Raw genomic sequence first — 15,145 nt, forward strand, 5'->3', positions numbered from 1 at the left:
TCATGGTGGACGGGGGCCTGGCGCGATATCGGTGGATCCAGGGGCTGATGGTCGCTGCCGGCGTGCTCTACTGCAGCCTGCTGCTGGAGCTGGCGGCCGGTCGCCCGCTCAACATCCACACCTCGATGCTCAGCGATCTGGCGGCACTGGATCAGCCCACCAGCCTCTACGCGCGCGGGATGGACCTGACGTCGGGGATTCTGCTGGTTCTCGCGGTCGTGCTCGCCCGCCCGGCCGCCCGGCTGGGCCGCGACGTGGCCGCACTCCTGATCAGCACCGCGCTCTTCGGGGTCGGAACGATGCTCAGCGTCTTCCTGCCCCTGGACTGTGCGCCCTCGTTGAGCCAGGCCTGTCTGGACTCAGAGGGCAGCGGCCGGGCCGGGATGGCGCTGTTCCTCCATGCGACGTTCTCGACCGTCGCCGGCGTCGGTTGCGTCGCGATGGCGGTCTTCGTGCTCCTGATCCTGCGGCGCACGGGCTGGGGTGGGCCGGTCGGCCGGACTGCCGCCGTACTGGCTGGAGCGGCCCTGGTCAGTCAGATCTGGCTCACCGTCGCGATCGGCATCCAGGAGCTGAAGGGCGACGACGCCCACCAGCCCGGGATCATTCAGCGCGCGTCGGTGGTTCTGGTGTGTCTGATGATGGCGACGGTGGCGCCGGGGCTGAAGCAGGCGCTGACGCCGGCGGAGTCGCTTCAGCCGGTGGGCTGATCCGGGTAAAGACGATCGGCCGAGCAGCGAGCCGCAGCCGTCGACGCCGGAGGAACTCCAGTACGACGACCGTCCCGATCAGCAGGCCGAGTCCGCCGGCTCCGCCCAGCAGGCCGAGTCGCAGCCCAGCCGGGTGATAGACGCAGGACACCTTGCTCGCCGACCTGCCGACCGGCATCGCCATCAGACCGGCCATCTGGGTCGGCTTGCGGAAGTCCTGGTTGTCGACCTGGCAGCGCCAGCCCGGTGTCCGGACGACGCTCATCACGACGAGTCCACGGGTCTGCGGGTTCAGCTTGACGTCGATGCTGTGGCCGCCGACGTGCACGCTGGCGGGCTGGCTCTGCCGGAGAGCTGTGACAGCGGCGTCGAGTTTGGTCCGGTCCAGACATCCGATCGGGCGATCCGGCAGTTGGGTCGACTCCGGCACTCGCAGCTTGACGTCGACCACGCCGCTCGGACCCGCCGTACTGACTCGACGGATCGGTGCGCCGCGGAAGATGCCGGGCCGCTTGGCGCCGGTGGTCAGGCTGATCGTCCACTTCTGTCCGTCGACGAGCACGTCACCGACGAACTCGGGCCCGAACAGGTAGACCTCGGAGCCCGGCTTGCACCGCGCGGTCAGCCGGAACTCGCCGGCCGTCTTCAGATCCTGCGGCTGGTTGATCGTCAGCTCGCCCGGCCGCTTGTCGCTGACCGTCACCTTGGAACCCTCGTCGACGTACGCGCGCAGTTTCGGCGTCGTGTAGACGCTCGCACCGAGCGCGGTCTCCTGCAGGCCGTACGGCCCGGGCAGGTCCGAGACCCACGGATGCAGCGGGCGGACCGAAACGAACGGCCCGACCTGGCTGCGCGCCAGCCGCAGCTCGCCGGTGGGATCGAGCGTCAGCCGCGCGCCGGTCGCGAAGACGGCGTCGACCACCGGGTTGACCGGATCGACGATGGACCGCCCGAACGCCGAGTACCCGAAGCCGAGGTTGAGCAACTCCTGGGAGAGCTCGTCCGGAATCGTCGAGCTGTAGTACTCCGGCCCCTCGCCACCGATCAGCATCGGGTCGTTGACCGTGGTGAACGCCCCCGGCGACACGCGCTGCCGCGGCCAGTCGTTGTCCCCGATCACCAGCACCCGGCTCGTCTCCTGCCGCGCTCCCCACGCGCGGCCGGTGTGGTACTTCTCGCCGCGATGCGCCTCGATCGCGTACGACGATGCACCCGACTCGATCAGTACGGCGGCAATCACCGCGCCGACCGCGATCCGTAGTACAAGCTGTTTCGGGTCCCGCCGGGTGAAGACCCACGCGAGGATCACCAGCACCCCAACCACCGGTACGGCGACCGCCGTGACCGCCGTCGACGTCCAGTTGTTCCACGCGAACGCATAGAGAGCAGCCACGAAAACGGCCGGTATGACGACCGTCGACACGCTCCGGATCCCAGCGGCCGCCGATATCCAGCCGGCGATCACGATCAGCCCGGCGATCACGAACGCCTGCCGGAACGGGTTCCCGTTCGGCGCGTCGAAGCCGTGCCAGATCTCGTGCGTGACGGTGATCTGCAGGCTGCCGATCGCGAGCAGGATGGCCACCGACCAGACGATCCGCTCGCGTAGTGCAATCTTCCAGTTGAAGGGGAAGCTCAGCGCGAGGAGCAGCATCAGGGTGCCGACGGCCAGGCCCGGCGTCTTCCCGACCCCCTCGGATCCAGGCAGCAGCCGGCCGAAGAAGTACAGCCAGCCGATCGGGTGGAAGGTCTCGTCCGGACTCGGCCGCGCATACCCGACCGATTTGAAGGTCGGCACCAGCAGCGGTGCGGAGAGCGCGATCCCGACGACGACCACGATCAGGCTGCGGACCGCGCCGCCGATCCGGCGGCCCCAGTCGCCACCGTCGGGGTCGGACAGGACGCGGGCGATCACGACGATCGCCGCGCCCAGCGTGGCCATGTAGACGGTGTAGAAGTGCGAGTACCAGAACAGGGTGATGACGAACGGCGACACGATCATCGACGGCAGTGAGCGTGACTTCCAGACCCACTCGCACATCAGGCAGATCAGCGGGAACGCGATCAGGCCGTAGAGCCAGCCGGTCATGTAGCCGCCGTCGTCGAGCGCCCACCCGCAGGTCGCGTAGGAGACACCGGCGAGCCCGGCCAGCCAGACCGGCCCGGTCGGGCGCAGCTTGCGCAGGTACGCCGTCATCGCTCCCGCGGCGCACGCGATCGCGGTCGCGGAGATCACGTAGAGCGCGAGGTCGATCTTGTCCCGCGGGAACAGCAGCACGATCCAGGACAGCGCGGCCCCGTTGTAGGCCATGAAGTCGCCGATGTACGGAACGCCGTACCCGCTGGACCAGTTGAAGAAGAAGTCGCCGGGCCCGGTCCCGGTCAGCAGGTCGCGCAGATGGGCGTGCATCGGGATGAACTGCTGCCCGAGATCCAGGATGTTGCGCGGGATGTCGCCGAACGGATAGCTACCGCGGATGATCCCGCCGGCGATGTAGGCAAGCGCGGCCGCCAGCGCCGCCACCGGCACTGCCAACCACCCGCGCCCTCGCCCCTGGGCTGCCGCCATCAGTCTTCATCCCTCGCTCGTGACCCCGCTGCGCCGTCCGACCTTATCCGAGAGGGTCAGCGAGGGATGAAAGTTGCCCTGTACAAGCAGGTGTTCCCGATCGGGAACCCACGGTAGACCGCTCAGAGATAGTGGAACCCAGGGTGCGGATGCATCAGAAAATCATGGTGCGAGATGTTCCACGCGTAGGCCCCTGCCATCGCGAACACGATCCGGTCCCCGGCCCGCACCCCGGCGACCGGAATCCCTTGTGCCAGCAGGTCTTTCGGCGTACACAGCTGACCGGTCAACGAGACCCGCCCGGCCGCTCCCGGCCGCGGCCACGGGTGCGACCACTCCTCGACCGGTACGACGGCGAACGGCTGGTCGTGTCCCTTGGTCGCCGGTGTCCGAAGGTGATGCGTACCACCCCGGACCACGGCGAAATGCTCACCTTGGCTCGTCTTCACGTCCAGCACCTCGGTGGCGTAATAGCCGCAGTACGCCGTGAGCGCGCGTCCCGGCTCGATCCGAAGCCGCAACTCCGGTCGTCGGTCGAGGAGCTTGCCCAGACCGCCACCGAACTCGACCCAGTCGAACCGTGCCGACGGGTCGGCGTAATCGACCGCCATCCCGCCGCCGATGTTCACCTCGTCGAACCGCAGACCGTGCCGGGTGGCCAGTGCGGCCGACCAGTTCACGATCTGCTCAGCCACCGCGAGGTGTTCGGCCGCGCTCAGCCCACTGCCGAGGTGCGCGTGGATCCCGCGCAGCCGGAGCTGTCGGCCGATCGGACCGGCCAGAAACTCCAAGGCACTCGGGACCGCAGTCGGGTCCAGACCGAACGGACTAGGCCGCCCACCCATCGCCAACGCGACCGACTCGAGCGAGCCCTCCGCTACCGGCACGTTGACGCGCAGCATGACGTCGACCCGCTGCTCACCGCCTAGCGCGGCCGCCAATTGGTAGAGCTCCTGCACGCTCTCCACATGCCACCGGTGCACCCCGGCCGTCACCGCCGCAGCGATCTCGGCCGGTGTCTTGCCTGGCCCTCCGAAGGCGAGCGGCGCATCAGGCGCCGCCTGACGCACATGCGCCAACTCCCCCGCGCTGGACACCTCGTAGCCGTCAACGGAGTCCCGCAGAGCCTCCAGTACGGCGGCATCCGGGTTCGCCTTGGCCGCGTAGTACAGCTCGACACCCGCTGGCAGCGCTGCCCGCACCGCCGCCGCGTGGGTGCGCAGCACGCCCAGGTCGTAGACGTAGGCGGGCAGCGCGTCCGCCGCCAGACCGGCGGCGAACGCGCTCACGTCGGGAGGTACGGTCACCGCGCGACGGGCTCGGTCGTGGCAGCGAGAACAGCCTCCGCGATCGGCGACGGCAGCCGAACGTAGCCGGCACTCCGGTCCGGAAGCCGACCCCACCGGGTCAGCATGTTCGTCTTCGCCGGCAGCGGTACGCCGGCCAGCAGTGCCGCGAGCAGCGGCGGGCAGCCGTTCTCGTCGGCGTACTCCTCCATCACGGTCCGCACCTCGGCCCACAACCTGCCCTCGAGGTCCGGGCTCAGGTCGGCCACGGCAGCCAGCAGGTCGGAGACGTGGTTGACGAGCAGGCAGTAGACCACCCGGTCCCACCCGCGCTGAGCGTCGTACGTCATCGGACCAGCGACATCCGCGGGCAATCCTGCGAGGGTCTCGGCGTGCAGCTCGTCGACGAGCTTGGTGCCTTCCAGGTCGCGGAACAGCACCTGCACCGGCTGGTTGTTCGCGTCGACGCCGATCAGCACGTTCTGCAGGTGCGGCTCGAGTACGACGCCGTGGTCGAGGTACGCGGCCAGCACCGGCGGTACCAACAGCCGCAGGTACGCCGCCCACCAGGACAGGATCTCGGCGTCATCAGCGTCTTCGAGTAGCAGCGAGATATGCGCCGAGCTCGTCGCGTACTCATCAGCCACGGCCGCTGCCATCAACGGCGTCACACCAGGCCGCAGTACGTCGTTCAGTCCGGTCCGCACGATCAACCCGAAGCCCTCGTAGACCGCAAGATCGGCAGCACCGTCCGCACCCGGCAGGGCCAGCGTCCGGAACGCGGGCTCCCGCAGTACGGCGGCATCGGGGAACCGCGCGGCCAGATCCGCCAGCACCGGCGCGAGCAACCGGGTGAGCGCCACCGCGCCTGTCATCTCGTACGCCGCGTTCTTGCGCAGGCAGTTGGTGATGCGGATGTTCAGGCTGAACTTGAGGAACGCATCCGGGCCGGCCAGCGTGCGGACCGAGGAGGTCGGCGTGAACGGGACCCCACCGACACCGAGGTCGATGACGTCACCGCGCTCGACCGCAGCCTGGAACAGCGGGTTGTCCTGAATCATCGCGAACTGCCACGGGTGTGCGGGCAGCAGCCGGTACCCGGCCGGGACCTCAGCCAGATTGTCGAGCAACGCGGTGATCTCCGGGTCGAGGCTCTCCTCGGCGAGCAGGTCCTGGCGAACCGCGAGGTGGCGGAGCTGGAACGCGGCGCGCGACTCGGGCGCGTAGGCGGCCCAGTCGTCGCGATCCTCGGTCCGGGCCTTCGGCGCCGGGTGGAACCGGTGCCCGAACAGCATCGCCTGTTCCGACTCGAGGAACCGGTCCGCGCCGGCCGGACGCGTCCGAGTCAGTGCACGCGTGACACCCTCATGGCTGGATTCGATCTGCGGAAGGAATTCCTCGTTCTCGAATCCACTCCGCAGGGCGAGCTCACGCCGTACCAGGTCGGCCAGTTCACGCCAGGTCAGCTCGGCCCAGAACGCGCCGTGCTCTTGGAACACGGGCCCGCTGAAGCGGTGCGCACCGATCAGCGCCGTACGGCGAAGTTCGACGCGCAAGAGGACACCGGCTCGCGGCAATCGGAGCAGCAGCCAGCCGTCGTCGACAGCGCTCTGGTGCTCCGGCGCGGAGACCTCGCGCAGCAGGCAGTTGAGCAGGGTGTGCGCGACGACGTGGTCGGCCCGCGGTAGTGCGGTCGCAGCCGGGGGAAGGGACTGCAGGACAGACATAGGTGACTCCGAAGTCATCCGGGGACGAGTGAGCAACACGGCGGAAACGGCTGTGACCAAGGCCGCGCAGGTGCCGATCAGCACCGGGGCGGCTGCACCGAACAGGCTGTTCGAGACAGCTGCGACGGCGCCGGCGGCGACAGCGCCGGCCTTGGAGAAGAATTCGACGGTACCGAACATCCGGCCGGGTGCGCGCCCTCTCGCGGCGTCCGCGGCCAGAATCGACAGACACACCAGACCGAGCGTCATCCCGATCCCGAGGATGAGCCGCGCGAGGACGAAACCGGGCAGGGTCCGGACCACTGCGTGCGCGGCCAGCCCAAGGGCCACGAACGCGAATCCGGCGGCGAGCCCGCTGCGCGAATGCGTGCGGAACCGCTTGTGCACGCCACTTGCGAACACGAGGTAACACAGGTGTGGCAAGGCGAACAGAAGTCCGGCGAGTGCCCCGGAGGTGTTCGGCATCCGCTTCTCGATCAACGCGATCAGGTAGGGGAACGAGATGATGGTTGCGAACACGAACGCGAACTCGAAGACGTACAGCATCCGGAGCGTTCGCAGCGGTGGCGGTGGCTCGGTCGGCACGACCTCATGCAGCTCGACAGCCGGATGATCGGGTTCCGGCAGCAGAACCAGCAGTACGGCGGCGGCCAGCGGCAGCACGGCCATGATCAGGTACTGACGGTGTGGGGAGACCCATGGACTCAGTGAGCCGACCAGGATCGGCGCGACCACCAACGCGGCTCGCGCACTCCCCTGCATCAGCGTGAGTGCCTTCGACAGCTTGTCGCCGGTCAGCGCCGCGGCCAGATAACCGTTGCTCGCGGCAAACGTTCCACCGAGGAAGCCCTGCAGAACGAGAGCCAGCGTGAAGGCCGGCAGGCTGTTCGCGAGCCCGGCCGCGAGGAAGGCGATCGAGAGTCCGAGCTGGGCCCGGAGCAGGAGCCGCTTGCGGCCATAGCGATCGGCGAGACGGCCCCAGAACGGCGCCCCGATCGCGCTGAAGACGGTCGGGACGACGTACAGGAGGCCGGCCCAGCGGCCGCTCTCGTCGCCGAGCGACGGCAGGATCTCGGTCAGGTACGGCGGAAGGCCGAGCGCGGCGAACGAGGCCACGAAGTAGCAGCCCGCGATCGCCGGGACGTGCATCCGGCTGAGGTTCGGGCTTGGCGGAGCGACGGGTCGTGCTGCAAGGAGTGTCATCGCGCGAGCCGGAGGTAGTTCGGGCCGGTCGTGTAGTGCTTGTTGATGTCGGCGGCGCCGGAGCGCTGCTTGCTCAACAGGGTTCCGGCAGTGACCATCGCCTTCACCGGCAGGCGGTCGGCGTCCAGCAGGTCCGCCCGGAGTGCGACGCCGTTCGGGCCGAGGCGGTCGATGGCCTCGGTCAGGCGAGTGCGCAGGATCGCGAGCAGCTCAGGGTCCGCGAGCTCGAACGCGAGCGACGCCGTACAGAGGTGAATGGTGATGGTGGTGAAGAGGTCGGTGAGGGCGCGGTTGTCCTCGCTGAACATCCGCTCGTCGGTGAAGGCGCCGCGGTCCGGCCAGCGTCGCAGGTTGATCCGAAGGCCGTCATTGTCCTTGTACAGCAGGCGAATCCGGGCCCTACCGTCGATGCGGTCGAAGATCACCGAGGTGTTCTGCTGGTGGGACTCGAGCGCGATGCCATAGCCGAACAGCGTCGTCTGCCAGTCGAACAACAGCGTGACGAGGGCGTCGTACAGGTCGTGGAGCTTGCCGTCGTAGAAGCGGTCGGTGAGGTGATCGACGACGCGCTGCCCGCTCGGGGCCTGAGCGGCGAAGGCGGCGAGAGGGACAGTCAGGGCATTGTCGAGACCGTCCGGGTAGCGACGGAGCAGTACGGCGAGGAGCTCGTCACCACTCTCGTAGTACGTCTGCTCGTCGGCGTTCAGGATCGTCGTCGCGAACCGCGCTTCCTTCGCGATGATCTCGCGCATCAAGCGCTCCCCCGCGGCACCGTCGACGAGCACGCCCGCCTTGATCGTCCGGCGGTTCCGCGCACCGAGCGTTGCCGTTGCCATCGGCAACTTCAGGTGGCAGCGCGGGTCCTGGACGACCGCCACGGTCCGGGTCGACAGCGTCGGTACGACGTCGAGGTACGGAACCGGACCGAGGATGCCATCGGTCACCTCGGTCAACGGGTGCAGCGGCAGGGTCGTGTGGTCGGTGAGTTCGGGCAGTCCGATGTCGGCGGGCGTCGGCCACCAGGTCGGCCAGTCAGCCTTGGCCGGTCCCGGTACGGCGATCCACCGGAGCTGGAAGGTCGGGTGGAACTCGGGGGTGTAGGCGCGCACCTGCTCCGTCGTCAGTCCGAGCCGACCGCGCGCGGTCGGGTAGACGGGATGATCGAGGAAGGCCGCCAAGGTGTCGAAGGCCAGCGATGCACCCAGGCCGGTCCATTCGATCGGGTCATCGCCGTACCGCTCCGCCAGACCGGCCAAGACCTCGGACTGGATCTCGTCGTCTAGCTCCATCGTGGTGAGTGTCTGGCGACACTCATCGGCGAAGGTGTCGTATCCGCCGCGATCCTCGGGGTCAGCCAGGTCCCGCAGTACGGCGATGATCTCGTCGAGCGTGGTCAGCTCGGTCCCGTCGACCTCGAGCAGCGGGCGGCGAGCGCCGTACTCGGACTGAAAGCCCTCCTCAACCACCGGCAACGCGAGCAGTCGACCGCCAAGCTCAAGCTGAAGCCACGAACCGTCGGACCGCTCGACAAGCGTGCTGCTGGTGCGCAGCCCGAGCACGTCTTCACGAATCAGAGTGGAGAGAACCCGCACTCCCAGAGTTGCCGCAGCGGTCACGGCTGGATGTCCCAGACGTTGTCGCGGAGGAATGCCGCGGCGACCTGCTTAAGCGCGGCCTGGTCCGGGCCGATGCCCTGGATCACGCCGAGGTAGTCGCGGTTCGTGGCGTAGTGGGGATGCTTCTCGCCGACCTCGCGGAAGGTCCGGTAAGACAGCGCGATCCCGTCGACCACTCGGTCGAACGGCTCCGGCGCCGCCTTCAGCGTCCCGGCCCGATCCGCACAGGCATAGAGGCTGTACGACGTCAGGTCGGTGCGCGCGCCGAGATCGGCCGGAAGCGGTTCGCCGAGGTAGACCCGCAGGACCTGCTCGAAGTACGCGATGCCAAGGATCTGCTCGAGCGCGAGGTCCATCCGGTCGCCGATCGCGCGGTAGTTGACCTCGATCAGCCGGGCCCGGCCGTCGCTCTGCACGACGAACTCGGTGTGGCACGCGCCGAACCCGACCCCGAGCGCGTCGAGCTGGGCCAGCACCTGGTCGGTGATCGCCTGCGGATGCGCCCCGACGAACTCCAGCGACAACTCGATGAACGCCGGCGGCTCGGAGATCGCCGTACGGAATCCGCCGAGCACCTGGCGCGTCGTACCGTCACCGAGGGTCTCCAGCGTGCGCAGGGCGCCGGCCAGGAACTCCTCGACCAGCAGTACGACGTCCGCCCGGCGCTCCCGGACCTCGGTGACGAACCGGACCAGGCCGGCCAGGTCGTCGACCAGCGCGACGTCCTCGCTCGCAACGCCCTCGCGAGGCTTGACCACGCACGGGAACGGGATGTCGGTCAGGCTCGCCGGGTCCTGACCAGGCGCCAACTCGGCGGCCCAGACGGTGTCGAGCCCAGCTGCACTCAGGCAACGCCTGGTCTCCGCCTTGTTCTTCGCGCGGAACGCGGCCTGCCAGTTCTTCCCCGGGAGGCCGACGTACTGGGCGACGAGACTGGCCTGCGTCTGCAGGTGATCGCTGTTGGTGAAGACCGCGTCGGGCGCGTGGTGCCGGGAAATTTCACCGATCACCTCACGGAAGTCCCGGACCGCGCACTCGCGGATCTCCGGCGGGTGCGGAAAGTTCTTATAGGCCTCGCGATGCGCGGCAGCCGAGTCCGTCAGGACGGTCACCTCGAGCCCGAGGCGTGCCGCCGCGGGGAGGAATCCTTCGGTGACGGAATCGGTCGGATTGAGGGCGAGCAGGTACAGCCGCATACCGAACGAGTCCTCCTGAACTGGGGCGGGGAGACTCGATCATCTTCGGTAAGCCTATCCTTAGTCAATCCCGACCACGAGAGGTCCGTCACGCGGACATCCCGCGGTCATTGCCATCCCCTCAGACCGGCGTTCAGCCCGGCCTGGAAGCGGCTGGTGGCGTTCAGTGAGTCCTGGAGATGGGTGATCCGGCGGCGCAGGGTACGGGGGCTGATGCCGAGGTGGCGGGCGATCGCTTCGTCCTTCATGCCGCTGGCCAGCAGGTTGAGCAACTGGGTGTCGGGAGTCTCGGCCGCGGCGAGGTGGAGCGGAGTCGCTTGCCGCCAGAGTTGATCGAAGAGGACCTGGAGCGCACTGGTGAGGACAGAGTCGGTGACGATGACCGCGCGCGGCTGGGTCGTGGTCGGGGTATCGCCGGCGAGCGGGAGCATCGCGGTCGAGCCGTCCACGATGAGGAGCTTGACCGGGACCTGCGGGAGCACGCGGGACTGCTCGCCACGGTCGGCCATCGAGGACAGCCGGGTCACCCAGCCGGGATGGTCGAGGACTTCGGAGGCATAGATCGCGCGGAAGCGGACGCCGCGGTCGAGGAGGGCGAGCTCGGCACCGGACACCTGACTGCTGCCGTCGGCAACGTACGGCGGGGTGTCGGTACCGACGGCCTGTTCGGTTGCCCCACGCAACATGTCGTCGATCCGCGCCTCGATCGCGTCCCGGCCGACCGCGATCTCGATCAGCCGGCTCGGCTCGGCCCGCAGCTGACCGGCGGTGAACTCGCGGGCGAGCTGATCGGCCATCGACGCGACCCCGTCGAGCGCCGTACGGCGTTCTCGCACCAGCATGCCGAGGCCCGAGCGCGGGTCGACCGGTGCGGGTGCGGCCTCGGACTCGGACCGCACCAGCCCAGCCGCGACCAGCCGGTCGATCGTGGCCTCGATGGTTGCCGTCGGCACCTCTAGCACCTCGGCGTGCCGATCCACCGGTACGCCGGGATCGCGGAGCACCTGGCGGTAAACCAGAGCGTCGAATCCGGATAGCCCCACCGCATCCCAGTCAGCCACGGACCCAGGCTAGTTGGCCGGTATCGGCGTTTGGCCGGAATGGGCGCCGTACCGGCACCGGCAGGGCTTAGCGTGACCTCGACCCCAACCGTTGTCCAAGGAGTGAGCCTTGCGTCTGCATGCCGGTCGTACCGTGATCGCCCTGGTGGGTGCGATCACCAGTGCGCTACTCGTCAGCTCGGGAGCTGGTGCCGCGACGGCGACCTTCTCACCGCAGTCGATCGTCTGGCCGACCCAGTCCGACGGCTACGTTCTCGGCCGGGTCAGCTGCAGTACGACGACCTGCCCGGCCGCCGTGAAGGCGACGCACGACGGCGGTAAGACGTGGGCCACCGTCGGCCGCACGCACAACGGGTTGGCGATGAGCGGCGAACCCGGGCTGACCAGCCTGCAGTTCGCCACCAAGACCTTCGGCTGGGCGTACGACCCGTTCCTCGAGGCCACCCGCGACGGCGGCAAGACGTGGACCCAGGTCCCGATCCCCGGTGGTGACGCCAAGGTACTCAACCTGCTCGCCGCTCAGGACGGGACGTACGTCGTCACCTCCGGCTGCGCGATCGGCAGCGGCATCTGCGATGACCGGCCGCTCAAGGTCTGGCGCGCACCAGCTGGGCAGCTCACCGGCTGGAAGCAGGTGAAGGTCGACGTGGCCGCCGGTGACCACGCCGCGCTTGCCTCCTCCGGGTCGACGGTTTACTTGCTCGCGGCCCCCTTCGTCGACCAGAGCCGACTCAGTACGATCAGCGGCGGCGTGGTCAAGCCGGTCAGTACGGTCACCTGCCCGACGCAGGAGGACGGCTTCGCCACCGACCTCGCTGCCAACGCACCGAACCGGATCTTCATCCTCTGCAACGCGAACTTCGGGCGCGGCCACTCCGACAAGTCGGTGATGGTCTCCGCCGATGGCGGCCGCACCTTCCGGTACGACGCTGTCACCGGCGGACTCGGTCTGGGCAGCCAGCTCGCGGTCGGTGCGGACGGTGCGGTTCTCCTGACCACTGTCACCGCCAGCCTGGTCTACAACCGGCCGGCCTTCGCCAAGTCCTGGCAGGTGGCCGACAACTGGCTCGAGAACAGCGAACACATCCACGACCTGGTCTGGCAGTCGGCGACGACGGCCTGGATGGTCGAGCGCGACGCGGCGTACACGCCCGACACCCGCCTGTGGATGACCCGCGACGCGGGCCAGACCTGGCAGCCGACCACGATCCCCGCCTGAGGAGTTTTGCTGTGATCTCATTGCGCCGGCTGACGATTCCGTTGGCCCTCGTCCTCGTGGGCGCCACCACCACCGTTGCGGCCGCGGACGAACCCAAGGCGGTGGCCAGCTGTGATCAGAAGGTCCAGCCCGGGTCCTTCACCTGCTTCGCGATGCGCCGGGCCGACCTCGGCTTCCGCTCCCGGGCCGCAGGTCCGGCCGGCTTCGGCCCGGCCGACCTGCAGGCCGCGTACAAGTTGCCGTCGGCATCGGCCGGGCGAGGTCAGCGTGTCTACATCGTCGACGCGTACGACGACCCGACCGCCGAAGCCGACCTGGCGGTGTACCGCAAACAGTTCGGTCTCCCGCCCTGTACGACGGCCAACGGCTGCTTCCAGAAGCTCAACCAGAACGGCAAGCCGAACCCGCTGCCCGCGCCGTCGCCCTCCTGGTCGGGTGAGATCTCGCTCGACCTCGACATGGTCTCCGCCGTCTGCCCGCAGTGCGCGATCACGCTGATCGAGGCCGACTCCCCCAGCAACGATCTCCTCACCGCGACCAAGACCGCCGAACAACTCGGCGCGAAGTTCGTCTCGCTGAGCTGGGGCGGCCCCGAGCCGACCAATGCGGCCAAGGCCGACCAGGAGTACTTCGCTCCCCGCGGAACCCTGTACGCCGTCTCGACCGGCGACAGCGATTTCGAAGCCGGTACGTCGTACCCGGCCAGCTCGGCCGCGGCCACCGCAATCGGCGGCACCTCCCTGACCAAGGACGCCTCCGCCCGCGGATGGAGCGAAACGGTCTGGAACAGCGAGCCCGGCCACGGCACCGGCTCGGGTTGCTCGGCCCAGATCGCCAAGCCCAGCTGGCAATCCGACATCCCGTCGACCGTCTGCGCCAAACGCGCGGTCGCTGATATCTCCGCCGTCGCCGACCCGGATACCGGGGTCGCGGTCTACCAGACCACGGGCGGCAGTGGCTGGGGCGTGTACGGCGGAACCAGCGCGGCCGCCCCGATCGTCGCCGCCGCCTACGCGCTGGCCGGGGATCCGGCACCCGCCACGCACCCGGCGTCGTACCCGTATGGCAAGCCGGCTCAGCTGAATGATGTTGTCAAGGGCAACAATGGTTCTTGCGATGCCGCTGCGCTGTGCACGGCGCAGCCCGGCTGGGATGGTCCGACCGGGCTTGGGACACCGAATGGTCTCCAGGCGCTGACCTCACCGATCGCCTCGAACAAGATCGCGCTCACCGCCCCAACACAACAGTTCGGTGCCGTTGGCGACGTCGTACTGCTGCGGGTCAAGGCCAACAGCGGCGCGTTGCGCTTCACCACCACCGACCTCCCGGCTGGGCTCCACATCCAGGCCTCGACCGGCGTCATCTACGGCCGCCTGACCACGCCGCACACGCACTCGACAACGGTCACCGCCGTAGACCAGACCGGAGCCCGCGCGAACACCGTGATCAACTGGGTCGTCAGCTCCCACCGCGATCCGGTCGTCAACGGCGACTTCGAAGCCGGCGTGGGCGGCTGGACCCAGACCGCGGACGTGATTCGCGAGGACGGCCAGTACAGCAAGGCCGGCTTGGGTTACGCGTTCCTCGGCGGCTACACCGAAGCGCACACCGACACCCTCAGCCAGGCCGTCACGATCCCGGCCACCGCACACCCGACCCTGCGGTTCGCCCTGCGCATCCATCCGGCCGCGAAGGACGCGCTCAGCCTCACGGTCGACGGCAAGGTCATCCGCACCATCTCCGCGACCCAGGCCAAGCCGTCGTACGCCGATCAGTCGGTCGACCTCACGCCTTACCGGGGCCGCACGGTCACCCTTGCCTGGACGAGCAGTGGGGCCAGCACCTTCCTGCTCGACAACGTCACTCTGCGCTGAGCTGCTGCCAGGCATCCCGGCCGAACGACCAGAGCAGCGCGATCAACCCGATCGCAGGCAGTACGGCGAGCCAGCCGCTGGCGGCGAGGCGTGGAAACACCCCCGCCGCCAGGACTGCTGCCAACAGCAGAATCGCTTGTCCAAGGCCCACCACCCGCCGCGCCTGACTGAACAGCAGCGGCGCGCGAAGTTTGGGCAACGCCAGGCTGGCCAGTAGGTACAGGTAGCGCATGGCGCCGATCAGCAACACCCACCAACCGGCCACGTGCAGCACGATCAGGCTGATGCTGAGTACGAGGGTGACGGCAGCGTCGGCTTCGTTGTCGAACCAGGCGCCGAAGCGGCTGGCCTCGCCGCGGGCGCGGGCGATGCGTCCGTCGATCCCGTCGAGGATCAGACAGAGCGTCGCCAGGGCCGTCGCGACGAGCACATGGGCCGGCAACAGCGCCAAGATCATGAGTCCACCAAGGAGCCTGATCGAGGTGACGGTGTTGGCAAGACCGAAGCGGGTCACAGTGGTATCCATCCGATGACGTCGTCGGCACGCCGGCATCTGTGCATCAGCTTCTGCTGAGTCTGGTCAGAACGATACCCACAGCAACCAGCAGGACCAGCGCGCATCCCCCGCAACGTCCGAACACCTGCAGCACGTGGTCGGCGTGTTTTCGGACGTTGCGGGGATGA

Annotated in this window: 10 protein-coding genes; 3 read left to right on the top strand and 7 right to left on the bottom strand. The window is 68.6% G+C overall.

Features of this window, described 5'->3' with window-relative positions; genetic code table 11:
* The first annotated feature begins 2 nt into the window (after nucleotides 1-2).
* Nucleotides 3-710, top strand: coding sequence for a DUF998 domain-containing protein (locus ACIA49_RS01945; RefSeq protein ID WP_396375202.1), 708 nt, complete (start codon nucleotides 3-5; stop codon nucleotides 708-710).
* Here the strand turns inward: ACIA49_RS01945 and ACIA49_RS01950 are convergent.
* The 6 genes from ACIA49_RS01950 to ACIA49_RS01975 all read right to left on the bottom strand — a co-directional run bounded on the left by ACIA49_RS01950 (nucleotide 604) and on the right by ACIA49_RS01975 (nucleotide 11,368).
* Nucleotides 604-3,279, bottom strand: coding sequence for a YfhO family protein (locus ACIA49_RS01950; RefSeq protein ID WP_396375203.1), 2,676 nt, complete (start codon nucleotides 3,277-3,279; stop codon nucleotides 604-606). The two genes, ACIA49_RS01945 and ACIA49_RS01950, sit on opposite strands and share 107 nt — an antisense overlap.
* Before the next feature lie 122 nt (nucleotides 3,280-3,401).
* Complete coding sequence (locus tag ACIA49_RS01955) at nucleotides 3,402-4,586, bottom strand: type III PLP-dependent enzyme (protein WP_396375204.1); 1,185 nt, start codon at nucleotides 4,584-4,586, stop codon at nucleotides 3,402-3,404.
* Nucleotides 4,583-7,495 (bottom strand): MFS transporter, encoded by a 2,913-nt coding sequence (locus ACIA49_RS01960; RefSeq protein WP_396375206.1) that lies wholly within the window; start codon nucleotides 7,493-7,495, stop codon nucleotides 4,583-4,585. The genes ACIA49_RS01955 and ACIA49_RS01960 overlap by 4 nt, the downstream gene beginning before the upstream one ends.
* Nucleotides 7,492-9,111, bottom strand: coding sequence for an IucA/IucC family protein (locus ACIA49_RS01965; protein WP_396375207.1), 1,620 nt, complete (start codon nucleotides 9,109-9,111; stop codon nucleotides 7,492-7,494). The genes ACIA49_RS01960 and ACIA49_RS01965 overlap by 4 nt, the downstream gene beginning before the upstream one ends.
* Entirely contained in the window at nucleotides 9,108-10,307 is a 1,200-nt protein-coding gene (locus tag ACIA49_RS01970) for an acetyl-CoA carboxylase biotin carboxylase subunit family protein (RefSeq protein WP_396375208.1), read from the bottom strand. The genes ACIA49_RS01965 and ACIA49_RS01970 overlap by 4 nt, the downstream gene beginning before the upstream one ends.
* Nucleotides 10,308-10,414: 107 nt before the next feature.
* A complete protein-coding gene (locus ACIA49_RS01975) occupies nucleotides 10,415-11,368 on the bottom strand; it encodes a LuxR C-terminal-related transcriptional regulator (protein ID WP_396375209.1) in 954 nt (317 codons plus the stop codon).
* Between the two features lie 109 nt (nucleotides 11,369-11,477).
* On the opposite strand from ACIA49_RS01975, the gene ACIA49_RS01980 reads away from it, so the two are divergent.
* Both ACIA49_RS01980 and ACIA49_RS01985 read left to right on the top strand, forming a co-directional pair.
* A complete protein-coding gene (locus tag ACIA49_RS01980) occupies nucleotides 11,478-12,587 on the top strand; it encodes a WD40/YVTN/BNR-like repeat-containing protein (RefSeq protein WP_396375210.1) in 1,110 nt (369 codons plus the stop codon).
* An 11-nt stretch (nucleotides 12,588-12,598) separates the two neighbouring features.
* The gene (locus tag ACIA49_RS01985; RefSeq protein ID WP_396375211.1) at nucleotides 12,599-14,461 is read left to right on the top strand and encodes a putative Ig domain-containing protein; all 1,863 of its coding nucleotides are present in this window, start codon (nucleotides 12,599-12,601) and stop codon (nucleotides 14,459-14,461) included.
* Here ACIA49_RS01985 and ACIA49_RS01990 read toward each other — a convergent pair.
* Complete coding sequence (locus ACIA49_RS01990; RefSeq protein WP_396375212.1) at nucleotides 14,448-14,987, bottom strand: CDP-alcohol phosphatidyltransferase family protein; 540 nt, start codon at nucleotides 14,985-14,987, stop codon at nucleotides 14,448-14,450. The two genes, ACIA49_RS01985 and ACIA49_RS01990, sit on opposite strands and share 14 nt — an antisense overlap.
* Nucleotides 14,988-15,145 lie beyond the last annotated feature (158 nt).

The sequence above is a fragment of the Kribbella sp. NPDC051587 genome, assembly GCF_044453945.1.
Classification (GTDB): Bacteria; Actinomycetota; Actinomycetes; order Propionibacteriales; family Kribbellaceae; genus Kribbella.